We start from the raw sequence: 11676 nt of genomic DNA, 5'->3' as shown, positions 1-11676 counted from the left end.
GGGCGGCGGGGGCGGCAGGTGGGCGGTGCGTGCGCAAGCCTCTGCTCCCCGCGGCGCTTACTTCTTGTCGACCGGCTTGGTCTCAGCCGGTGCTTCGGCCGCAGCCGGGGTGGCGGCCGGAGCCGGACGCGCCTTGACCACGCGCACACCACGCGCCTTCATCCAGGCGTCGAATTCTTCGGCGGTCATGCGCTTGCCGTTCTGGCTCATGTCAAAGCGCCACGGCGTGTTGTCGAACTCGGTCTGCGGCTTGTAGGCCGCCGGATCGTTCGGCTTCACCGCCGGCGCGCTCGGAATGGCCTTGGCGATGTTCTGGCAGCCATCGATGCGCAGACGCTGCAGCACCTGGTCCAGCGACTGCGACGGGTCGTAATTGCCGCTGAGCACGCCAGCCGGCATGCCCAGCTGGTTGCCACGGATGTACAGCTCGTCGGCCACCGGTGCGATGGTCGTGGCCGGCAGCGGCAGCGGCGAGGCGCTGGTGTTGACCGAGCAATCGACCGCAGCGTGGGCGGCGGGAACCAGGGCCAGTGCCAGGACGGCGGCCGATGCAGAGCGCAGCATGAGGGACATCCACGGAAGGAAGTGACGCGGCGAGTTTAGCAATGCCGCGTCATCTTTCAAGCGCCACTTTCAATGAATACGGCAACTCATTGGTTTTACGAACAAAATACCGACGAACGGTCGTCATCGCGGTGGAAAAGCCGGATTCCGGGCCGCAGAAACAACAAGACCCGGCCGAAGCCGGGTCCTGCTGTGTCCTACTTGCAGAGCGTCAGAACTTAGTTCTGGACGTTCAGCTCGGTACGACGGTTCTTGGCGCGACCTTCCGGGTTGTCCGAACCATCCGGGTTGGTGTTCGGAGCAATCGGACGGCTCTCGCCGTAGCCGATCGGGCCGACCAGGCGACCGGCGTCAACGCCGTTCTTGGTCAGGTAGTTGTACACGGCGGTGGCGCGACGCTCCGACAGCTTCTGGTTGTAGGCGTCGGTACCCTTCGAGTCGGTGTGACCGGCAACTTCAACGCGCAGATCCGGGTAACGCTTCAGGATCTCGGTGGCTTCGCTCAGGATCGCCACGGCGTCCGGACGCAGGTTCGACTTGTCGAAGTCGAAGTTGACGCCCTTCAGGTCGATGGAGACCGGCACCGGGCAACCGTCCGGACCGATGGTCTGACCCGGCTGCGAGTTCGGGCACTTGTCGTCGCAGTTGTTGACGCCGTCACCGTCGTCATCCAGGTCGGCGCAGCTCGGGGCAACCGGAGCCGGAGCCGGAGCAGCCGCGACCGGAGCCGGGCCCAGCGGGATCACGACGCCGACCGAAGCCAGCACGTCGCCGAACCAGCTTTCATCGCGTGCGGCGATGCTCTGGTCGTCGAAGTCAGCGCGGTAGGCAACTTCGGCGCGGACAGCAACGCGCTTCTCGAAGGTGGTCTGCAGACCAACGCCGACCTTGGCGGCGAAGTTGCCGTCCTTACGCTTGCGCGGGCCGTTGTTGTCCAGGGCCGGGTACTGCTCTTCCGACTTCTGGTAGCCCAGGCCACCCAGGATGTACGGGTTCCAGCCGCGGCCTTCCTTGATGAAGTGGCGACGCAGGTCCAGCGAGGCGCCGTACTGCGACCAGTTCAGGTCCTTGTTCGAATCGAAGTTCGGGTTCTGATAGTTCAGCTCACCGTCCAGCGACCAGTTCGGGCTGATGAACTTACCCAGGCCCAGGGTCACGAACGGAGCGTCATTGGTCAGACGGTCGTTGTCCTGGAAGTTGAAGCCGGCCGAACCGGTCAGGTACCAGCGGTCATCGAACTCCTGCGCCGACGCAGCCTGGGCGAAAGCCAGACCACCCAGCAGCGCGGCAGTAAGGATCTTCTTGTTCATTGAGTACAGCTCCTATTTCGGGGGTATGAAACCGGTAGAGGCATGGGCCAGCACTACTGCGTCGATGTACGACAGCCGATTCAGCACGCCACCGCCGCGAACATTATGCTCAGGCGGGTGAAGGTCATGTTAACAGTCCCGTAACATGTGAAGTATCGCGCCCGACCCTCCACCGGTCCGACGTTGAAACCCTATACAGGATGATGAAAATCCGCAAGACCCGCACGCTGCAAGGGTTTGACGGGGTTTAAGTGGCAAAAACGACATACTGCGCAAGCGGACGCGCCGCGTGGTTCAGCGCACTTGCTGAAAGGTGAGGAACCTTATGATGGGACCACGAACCCAGCCGGAGCCGAGATGAAAGCCGTCGCCCTGAGTCGTGAATCCGCCCCTTCCCTGTGTGATGTCCGCCTGCCACCACCGCTGCCTCCGCGTGGCCGCGATCTGCTGGTCCGGGTGGAAGCGGTCTCGGTCAACCCTGTCGACGGCAAGCAGCGCGCTGCCACCGATCCGGCCACGCTCGCAACGCCCCGTGTACTCGGCTGGGATGCCGCTGGCGTGGTCGAGGCGATCGGTGACGAGGCCAGCCTGTTCGCCTCCGGTGACGAGGTCTACTACGCAGGCGATGTCACTCGCCCGGGCTGCAACGCCCAGTACCAGTGGGTGGATGAACGCCTGGTCGCACGCAAACCGACCACGCTGGATTTCGCCGAAGCCGCGGCCCTGCCACTGACCACGCTCACCGCCTGGGAGTTGCTGTTCCAGCGCATGCCATTGCAGTTGGATGACCGCCGTCATGCCGGCCAGCACCTGCTGGTGATCGGCGGCGCAGGCGGCGTCGGCTCGATGGCGATCCAGCTGGCCCGCCACGCAGGCTTCGAGGTGATCGCCACAGCGTCCCGCGAAACCTCGGTTGACTGGTGCCGGCAGATGGGCGCCCAGCATGTGATCGACCACCGGCAGGCGCTGCTCCCGCAGCTGCAGGCGTTGGGCATCGATGCGGTACAGGTCGCGCTCAACCTGGCCGACACCGACCACTACTGGGATGAGCTGGGCCAGCTGCTGGCACCGCAGGGCCATGTCGGCCTGATCGTCGAACCGCGCGGCGCGCTGCGCATCGGCGATCCCTACAAGGCCAAGTGCATCGGCATCCACTGGGAATTCATGTTCGCGCGCGCGCGCTTCGGCACCGCCGACCGCATCGAACAGCACCGGATTCTCAGCCGCGCGGCCAGCATGATCGACGCCGGCCAGCTGCGCGGCACCCTCAGCGAAACGCTGGGCAGGATAAATGCTGCCAACCTGGACAGCGCGCATCAACGCCTGGCCAGCGGCCGCACGGTGGGCAAGCTGGCGCTGGCAGGCTGGGACGACTGACGCCGGCGCGGCGCATCCACCTGTGCGGTCGGATTGGCCGCCATCTGTATCTATGGATGTGACTGAATCGCGATTAGGGTGGGAACAGATCCTCCTCCCCCGAGCCCCGTCATGCCCTCCGCCCTGCCCCTGCGCCTTCTGCAACTGATCGTCGGCCTGTTCCTGTACGGCTTCGGCGCCTCATTGATGATCCGTGCCGCGATCGGAGTCGCCCCCTGGGATGTGTTGTCACAGGGCATCGCCGCACAGACTCCGCTTTCGTTCGGCCTCGCCACCAACGTGATCGGTGCTCTGGTGCTGCTGCTGTGGTGGCCGCTGCGGCAGAAGCCGGGCGTCGGCACGGTGCTCAACGTGCTGCTGATCGGCCCGTCCGCGCAGTTCGGGCTGTGGCTGCTGCCGCCGGCCGTCGGCCTTGGCTGGCAGCTGGCGATGTTCTGCGCCGGCATGCTGCTGGTCGCCCTGGCCACCGGCCTGTACATCGGCGCCAAGCTCGGCCCGGGCCCGCGCGATGGTCTGATGACCGGCCTGCACGCCCGCACCGGCTGGCCGATCTGGAAGGTGCGCAGCCTGATCGAGGGCAGCGTGCTGCTGCTGGGCTGGTGGCTGGGCGGCAACGTCGGCCTCGGCACCCTGGCCTTCGCCCTGCTGATCGGTCCGCTGTGCGGAGTAACGCTGGGCTGGTTCGGCATTGGTCGGCCGTCGCCGGTCGCGCCGGCCGCTGGCCGGCAACCGCAATCACCCTGAGCTGATCGGGATGCCGGCCAGCGGCCGGCACTACCGCCCCCGGAGTTCGGGGGCAGCGCCGCAGGCGCGGGGGCGTGGAAGCCCGTAAGTGGGGCCCGCGGTTCGCGCAGCGAATTGCGGGAGCGACAGCACGCATGTGCCGAGCGTACCCGGCCAGCGGCCGGCACTACCAGCGAAGCAGCCCTTGCTCCGGCCGCCGTTTCGCGGCACGCTGCGCGCTTCCGTACGCAAGCGTATCGACCATGTCGCCAGCCAACGAAAGCGCCTATCCCCACCTGTTCACCCCGCTGGACCTGGGCTTCACCCAGCTGCGCAACCGCGTACTGATGGGCTCGATGCACACCGGCCTGGAGGATCGTGCACGCGATTTCCCGCGGCTGGCGGCCTACTTCGCCGAGCGCGCCGAGGGTGGCGTCGGCCTGATCGTCACCGGTGGCTTCGCACCGAATGTGGTCGGCTGGCTGAAGCCGTTCGGCGGCAAGCTGTCCTGGCCCTGGGAGGTGCGCCCGCACCGGCAGCTCACCGCCGCCGCGCACCAGCACGGCGCGAAGATCTGCCTGCAGCTGCTGCATGCCGGCCGTTACGCCTACCACCCGTTGTCGGTGGCACCGTCGAAGCTGAAGGCACCGATCAACCCGTTCACGCCGCGCGCGCTGTCGGCCAGCGGCGTCGAACGGCATATCGCCGACTACGCGCGCAGCGCGAAGCTGGCCCGCGAGGCCGGCTACGACGGCGTGGAAGTGATGGGCTCGGAAGGCTACCTCATCAACGAGTTCATCGCCCCGCGCACCAACACGCGCAGCGACCGCTGGGGCGGCGACGCCAGCCAGCGCATGCGCTTCGCGGTGGAGATCGTGCGCCGCATCCGTGAAGCCTGCGGTCCGGACTTCATCATCATCTACCGCCTGTCGCTGGTGGACCTGGTCGAGGACGGCAGCAACTGGCAGGAGATCGTGCAGCAGGCACAGGCCATCGAGGCCGCCGGTGCCACGATCATCAATTCCGGCATCGGTTGGCATGAAGCGCGGATTCCGACCATCGCCACCTCGGTGCCGCGTGCGGCCTTTGCCAGCGTCACCGCCAAGCTCAAGCCACATGTGGCGCTGCCGCTGGTCGCCACCAACCGCATCAACATGCCCGACGTTGCCGAACGCATCCTGGCCGATGGCGGTGCGGACATGGTGTCGCTGGCGCGCCCGCTACTGGCCGACCCGCAATGGGCCAACAAGGCCCGCGCCGGCCGTGCCGAGGCGATCAACACCTGCATCGCCTGCAACCAGGCCTGCCTGGACCACGTGTTCGAGAACAAGCTGGCCAGCTGCCTGGTCAACCCGCGTGCGGCCCACGAGACTGAGCTGGTCTACCGCCCGACCACCGCACCGAAGAAGGTGGCCGTGGTCGGTGCTGGCCCGGCCGGGCTGGCCTGTGCCACCGTCGCCGCCGAGCGCGGCCATCAGGTCACCCTGTTCGATGCCAATGAGGAGATCGGCGGCCAGTTCAACGTGGCCAAGCGTATTCCGGGCAAGGAAGAGTTCTACGAGACACTGCGCTACTTCCGGCACAAACTGGCCGAAACCGGTGTGCAGCTGCGCCTGGGCACCCGTGCCGACGCCGCCCGCCTGGCCGGCTTCGACGAGGTGGTGCTGGCGACCGGCATCACCCCGCGCAGGGTCGATTTCCCCGGTGCCGATCACGCCAAGGTGGTCAGCTACCTGGACGTGCTGCTGGGCCGGGTCGAGGTCGGCGCCAATGCGGCGATCATCGGCGCCGGTGGCATCGGCTTCGACGTCGGCGAGTTCCTCAGCCACGCCGGTGAATCGCCGTCGCTGGACCCGCAGCGCTGGATGGCCGAATGGGGCGTGGATGCCACCTTCGAGGCCCGCGGCGCGCTGGCCCGGCCGCAGCCCGAGGCCTCGCCGCGCCGGCTGTGGCTGCTGCAGCGGAGCGCCGGCAAACCGGGGGCGCGGCTGGGCAAGACCACCGGCTGGATCCACCGCGCCACGTTGAAAGCCAAGGGCGTACGCATGCTGGGTGGCGTCGAGTACCTCGGCGTGGACGACGAGGGCCTGCGCATCCGCGTCGAAGGCAGCGAGCAGCTGCTGCCGGTCGACCATGTGGTGATCTGCGCCGGGCAGGAGCCGAACCGCGCACTGCAGGCCGAACTGCAGGCCGCCGGCATCAGCGCACAGCTGATTGGCGGCGCCGACGTGGCCGCCGAACTGGATGCGAAACGGGCCATCGACCAGGGCAGCCGGGTTGCCGCCGCGCTCTGATGCGTGCCTGAATGGGGAGCGGAATGTGATTTTCGTCACCCCTGCCGAACCTGAATGTCAAGCCGGATGATTCATGATGCGTTCGGCTATGCCCCCCTACCTTGCGCCATCTTTCCGCTCACCAGCCAGTTTCCGGTGAGCCGGCGCGGCCCCCTCGATCGGTATTGATCGTTTCTTTTGGGGCCGCCCACGGGGCGGCCCCGATGGCCGCCTCCCCATGACGCCAAGTCGTACCCCGGCCCGCAGCCCCCGCTGCGGGAACCAAGAGGTGCGGCCCATACGGAGCAAGGAGTTATATGAAACTGGCCTGGATTCTCTGGCTGTCGCAGTTGTTGCCGCAGCCGGCCGCTGATTCATTGTGTTTGAGCACCACCGTGTACCTGGAAGCCCGCGACCAGACCCTGCGCGGCCAGCAGGCCGTCGCCGAGGTCGCCCTGCGCCGCCTCGACAGTGGCCTGTGGGGCGACTCGATGTGCCAGGTGGTCACCGCGCGCAAGCAGTTCGCGCCGACCATCGTCTCCCCCGGCACCCAGCTGGGCAATGACGCCGCGTGGAGCGAAGCGATGAACGTCGCTTTCGACGCCGAGCGCAACTGGGCGCTGCCGGCCGGCGAGCGCCGCGAGATCGTGCCGGGTGCCAGCCACTTCGCCGCGCTGTCGATCGCCAGCCCGAACTGGCGCAATGCCTACCAGGTGGCCACCATCGGCGATCACACCTTCTATAAGGTGCAGAACCTCAAGCCACGGCAGTCGTAACGATCCGTGCTGGCGGCAGCGTTGCCGCCCGCCGGCAGGCTCTGGGATAGTGGGCGCTTCCCGCCCGCATCACCTGGAGTTCCCATGAAGCTGTACAGCAAGCCCGGTGCCTGTTCCACCGCCGACCACATCGCCCTGCAGTGGACCGGCCAGCCGTTCGAGGTTGAACTGCTGAACAAGGACACCCTGAAGGGTCCGGAATTCCTCAAGATCAATCCGGCCGGTGCGGTACCCGCGCTGGTCGACGGCGACTTCGTGCTGCTGCAGAACGCCGCCATCATGGGCTATATCGCCGACAGCTATCCGCAGGCCGGCCTCGGCGGTGACGGCAGCCCGCGCCAGCGCGCCGAAGCCACCCGTTGGCTCGCCTTCGTCAATTCGGACGTGCATCCGGCCTTCTCGCCGCTGTTCGCACCAGGCAAGTTCATCGCCGACGAAAGCCAGTTCGACGCCATCCGCGCCGCTGCGCACAAACGCCTGCGTGGCCTGTTCGAAACCGCTGACAGGCAGCTGGCCGACAAGCCGTGGCTGGCCGGTTTCCGCAGTTACGCCGATCCGTACTTCTACATCACCCTGCGCTGGGCCGCTGGCACCAAGGTCGACCTGTCCGGCCTGGACAACCTGGCCGCCTACAAGGCGCGCATGGACGCCGACGCCGGCGTGCAGGCCGCACTGAAGGCCGAGGGACTGGCCTGACCCTGCATGAGGGGGAGCCGCTCGCGATGCGAGCGGCTCCGAACTGACTCCAGGGGAACGGGATCTCAGCCGATCTGGCGGATCACCTCACCCTTGGCGTCGCGCAGATAGGTCGGCACCACTTCAATGCGCAGCACGCCTGTCAGCGGATAGATCCCGCGTTCGGCACGCACGTTCGCCAACGCCTGCAATCCGGTCGCATCCAGCGCCCAGCGCGCGCTGTCGGCAGACACCTCGCCGGCTTCACCGCCCCCGGCCGCAATGAACTCCCACTGCCGTTCGCGGCTGACCAGTTCCAGCGATTTGCCATGGCGCAGGCGCAGCGGCAGCAGTTCGCACACGCTGGCGACCTGGCCGGCGCCCAGCACCAGGGTGGTGATGCCGGCCTCCTGTCGCCAATCAAGCGTTTCGATGAACAGCATGCCGGTGCTGGAGCCCTCGCGCTCGCTGCCGGCCTGCACCTGCGCGGCCAGCGCCGGATCGTCCAGCAGATTGCCGCGCTGCAGGTCACTGATCCACAGCGGCATCGCCGGCTGCAGCGTCTGCAGCACGCCGCGCGTGGACCAGCGCTTGACCGCCTCCATTTCTTCATCGGTCAAGCCGACCAGCTGCAGGAACTGCAGGTGGCCGTTGGTGGTATCACGTGCCGGCAACTGCGGATCGGCAATGAAGGCCAGGTGGCACAGCCGGGTGCCGGTCTCCAGCGCGATCGGACCGTTGGCGTTGAGGTGGTGACCATCCTCGAATACGTTGCCGCTGCCGAACACATAGCGCGCCAGGTTCTGCAGCAGGTTCATCGGCCACGCCGGCGGCGTGCTGCCTGCGCTCTCACCGTCTACGGCCGCCAGGCGGAAGGTGAGCTCGAAACCGTAGCCACTGGCGTCGGCATCGCTGCTCTCCTTGGCGTACAACTCGGAAAAGCCATAGGTGATGTAGTGCCAGTGCGGCACCGGCGCATCCGCCCAGTACACACTGATGCCATCCAGCGGATCCTGCCCACCCAGCGTGTACGGCAGCGCAGTGCCGTAATGACGCGGTTCCTGGCCTGCATACAACGGCGCCAGCGCAGCGTTGATCGCGTCCCAGCCAGGGGTGTCGGTGTCGTCGTGGTCGTCCTGCACGCGGGACTCCTTGTGGGGAAGTGAACCGGTCACTTTACGCGGTGGCTCAGGCCTGTACGACCTCGCCACCCGCATCCACCAGCGCGGCCTGGGTTTCCTGCCACCAGCGCTGCGCCAGCGCCGGGCTGCGCGCCTTGCCCACGGCGGCCAGCAGTTCCGGGCACAGCCGCTCCAGTGCCAGTGCATCGGTGCAGCGCTCGATCTTCAGTTGCATGAAGTAGCCCTTCAGACCCAGATGGCGACGCACCGCATCGCTCATGGCCGCGTACAGGTGCTGATACAGCGCCGGGTCCTGTTCGCGGCCGCTGCTGATGCCACGCGTCGGTGGTGCCTCGGCACTGCCACCGATGGCTTCGATCAGGCCCTGCGCGACCAGTTGTTCCAGTGCATCCGGTGGTGCGCGCAGGCCTTCGAACAAGCCACGCAGTTCGTTGTCATCGCGATGGCCATCGACCATCAACAGAATCGAACGCAGTGCCGCCGGCAAGCGCCGGCTGCGGTCTTCGATTTCCTGACGGCCAGCGGCCGTCTTGGCGTGCAGCAATGCCATGCATCCCCCCAATCCTCGATGCGCAATGCCAGCGCGCCCGTGCCGGGCACGCCCCCTGGTTGCCACCGTCGAAGCCTGCGCAGCTTCCCCGAAGCGCAGGCTCTGTTGCAGACCGATGACAGGGCGAGCTTAGCGCAAGTCCTGGCAGGCTTGGGTAGTGCCGGCCGCTGGCCGGCACTACCGGGTCAGCGCCCCAGCGCCCGGCGGATCTCCTCCAGCGCGCCGGGGTCGTCCAGCGTCGACAGGTCACCCGGGTCGCGCTGCTCCGCCAGCGCCTGCAACGAGCGCCGCAGCAGCTTGCCGGAGCGGGTCTTGGGCAATGCGTTGACCACGTGCACGTGCGCCGGGCGCGCCACCGCACCCAGTGAAGTGGTCACCGTCGCCATCATCTCGGCCACCACCGGCGCCGGATCCTCGCCATCGAGCCCCTGCTTGAGGGTGACGAACACCAGCGGCACCTGCCCCTTCAGTTCATCCTTGACCCCGATCACGGCCGCCTCGGCCACGCGTGGATGACTGGAGATGGCCTCTTCGATCTCGCGCGTGCCCAAGCGATGCCCGGCCACGTTGATCACATCGTCGGTGCGCCCGAGGATGAAGGTGTAGCCGTCGTCATCACGGATGGCCCAGTCCAGCGAACTGTACAGCAGCTCCTTGAAGTGGCTGAAGTAGCTCTGCAGGAAGCGACCGTCGTCGTTCCACACCGTGCTCATGCAGCCTGGCGGCAATGGCGGGGTCATCACCAGCACGCCTTTCTGCCCAGGTGCCACTTCCTCGCCGGTGTTCTCGTCGATCACCTTCATGCGGTAGCCGAGATTGGGGAAGCCCGGCGAGCCGAAGCGCACCGGCTTCATCTCCAGGCCCGGCAGCAGGGTCAACGCCGGCCAGCCGGTTTCGGTCTGCCAGTAGTTGTCGATGATCGGCTTGCCCAGCGCCTCGCTGATCCAGTGCGCAGTCGGCTCGTCCAGCGGCTCACCGGCCAGGAACAGGTACTTCAGTGCGCGCAGATCGTGGCGATGGATGAAGTCTGCATCGTGCTTCTTCAGCACGCGGATGGCGGTGGGCGAGGAGAACATCGTTCGCACGTTGTACTGCTCGCACAGCGCCCACCAGATGCCCGGGTCCGGGTTGGTCGGCAACCCTTCGTACAACAGCGAGGTGCAGCCGCCGATCAGCGGGCCGTACACGTTGTAGGAATGGCCGACCGCCCAACCGACATCAGAGGTGGAGAACATCACCTGGCCCGGCTTGCAGTCGAACACGGTCTCCATCGACTGTGCCATCGCCACCGCGTAACCACCCACGTCGCGCTGCACGCCTTTCGGCTTGCCGGTGGTGCCGGAGGTGTACAGCAGATAGCTCGGCTCGCTCGCCTCCAGCCACTGCACCGGCACGTCAACCTCGCCGATCTGCGCGCGCAGGGTGGCGTACTCGACATCGCGGCCCGGCACCCGCGGTTCGGCGGCGTCCAGCCCGCGCGATACGATCAGCACGTGCGGTGGCGGTGCAGTCGCCTCTGCACAGGCCGCATCGACCATCGCCTTGTACGGAATCAGCTTGCCGCCGCGCATGCCGGCATCGGCGGCAATCAGCAGTTTCGGTTTCGCATCATCGATGCGCAGCGCCAGGTTGTGCGCGGCAAAGCCGCCGAACACCACCGAATGCACCGCACCGATACGCGCGCAGGCCAGCATCGCGAACACGGCCTCGGCCATGTTCGGCATGTAGATCACCACGCGGTCACCATGACCGACGCCGAGGTGCCTGAGCACGGCAGCAAAGTCATTCACCTCGCGATACAGCTGGCGGTAGGTGATCTCGCGGGTGCTGTTGGTTTCGGTGGAAATGGCCACCAGCGCAAGCTGGTCGGCGCGCTCGGCCAGGTGGCGATCGACGGCGTTGTAGCAGAGATTGGTTTCGCCGCCGACGAACCAGCGCCGGAACGGCGGGTTGCTGTAGTCGAGCACCTGCTGCGGCGGTTTGTGCCAATGGATGCGTTTGGCTTCTTCGCCCCAGAAGGCCTCCGGCTCGTCGATCGAGCGACGGTAGGTTTCCTCGTAGTTCATGACGCAGCCCTCCCAGACAAAGTCATGGCTTCGAGGATAGTCCGGCGCTGCCGCGCGGGCCGCCCTACCTTGGTAGGGGGTGGGTTTGTTCTGCAGGGCCTGCAGCCCTGCACCCGCAAAATCAACGTCAACGTCAACGTCAACGTCAACGTCAAAAGCTGGGCTACTGGGGGATGGCGGGGTGGGTCCGGTTGCGGGAGTGCCCGCGGCATCCATGCCG

Annotated in this window: 10 protein-coding genes; 5 read left to right on the top strand and 5 right to left on the bottom strand. The window is 66.8% G+C overall.

Features of this window, described 5'->3' with window-relative positions:
• Positions 1–57 precede the first annotated feature (57 nt).
• Together O0J73_RS18915 and O0J73_RS18910 are read right to left on the bottom strand one after the other, a co-directional pair.
• Positions 58–564, bottom strand: coding sequence for a hypothetical protein (locus O0J73_RS18915; protein WP_008267393.1), 507 nt, complete (start codon positions 562–564; stop codon positions 58–60).
• Between the two features lie 218 nt (positions 565–782).
• Complete coding sequence (locus O0J73_RS18910; protein ID WP_004154519.1) at positions 783–1874, bottom strand: OmpA family protein; 1092 nt, start codon at positions 1872–1874, stop codon at positions 783–785.
• A gap of 357 nt (positions 1875–2231) precedes the next feature.
• Between O0J73_RS18910 and O0J73_RS18905 the strand changes: the two genes are divergently transcribed.
• From O0J73_RS18905 to O0J73_RS18885, 5 genes are all read left to right on the top strand, one after another.
• A complete protein-coding gene (locus tag O0J73_RS18905) occupies positions 2232–3251 on the top strand; it encodes a zinc-binding alcohol dehydrogenase family protein (protein WP_308309369.1) in 1020 nt (339 codons plus the stop codon).
• 111 nt (positions 3252–3362) lie between these two features.
• A complete protein-coding gene (locus O0J73_RS18900) occupies positions 3363–3995 on the top strand; it encodes a hypothetical protein (RefSeq protein ID WP_197563985.1) in 633 nt (210 codons plus the stop codon).
• A 242-nt stretch (positions 3996–4237) separates the two neighbouring features.
• Complete coding sequence (locus O0J73_RS18895; RefSeq protein ID WP_308309368.1) at positions 4238–6268, top strand: NADPH-dependent 2,4-dienoyl-CoA reductase; 2031 nt, start codon at positions 4238–4240, stop codon at positions 6266–6268.
• Positions 6269–6564: 296 nt separating this feature from the next.
• Entirely contained in the window at positions 6565–7023 is a 459-nt protein-coding gene (locus tag O0J73_RS18890; protein ID WP_004154513.1) for a cell wall hydrolase, read from the top strand.
• 84 nt (positions 7024–7107) lie between these two features.
• Complete coding sequence (locus O0J73_RS18885; RefSeq protein ID WP_008265997.1) at positions 7108–7719, top strand: glutathione S-transferase N-terminal domain-containing protein; 612 nt, start codon at positions 7108–7110, stop codon at positions 7717–7719.
• Positions 7720–7784: 65 nt separating this feature from the next.
• Here the strand turns inward: O0J73_RS18885 and O0J73_RS18880 are convergent, their stop codons facing one another.
• The 3 genes from O0J73_RS18880 to prpE form a co-directional block, all read right to left on the bottom strand.
• Positions 7785–8840, bottom strand: a complete 1056-nt coding sequence (locus O0J73_RS18880; RefSeq protein WP_308309367.1) for a suppressor of fused domain protein — start codon at positions 8838–8840, stop codon at positions 7785–7787.
• A 46-nt stretch (positions 8841–8886) separates the two neighbouring features.
• A complete protein-coding gene (locus O0J73_RS18875; protein ID WP_308309366.1) occupies positions 8887–9390 on the bottom strand; it encodes a hypothetical protein in 504 nt (167 codons plus the stop codon).
• 185 nt (positions 9391–9575) lie between these two features.
• Entirely contained in the window at positions 9576–11456 is a 1881-nt protein-coding gene (prpE, locus tag O0J73_RS18870) for a propionate--CoA ligase (protein ID WP_197565144.1), read from the bottom strand.
• Positions 11457–11676 lie beyond the last annotated feature (220 nt).

This window comes from Stenotrophomonas sp. Sm6012, assembly GCF_030985895.1.
Lineage (GTDB): Bacteria > Pseudomonadota > Gammaproteobacteria > Xanthomonadales > Xanthomonadaceae > Stenotrophomonas > Stenotrophomonas forensis.
Note: the sequence above shows the minus strand (reverse complement) of the source record. Positions and strands in the feature narration are given on the sequence as shown.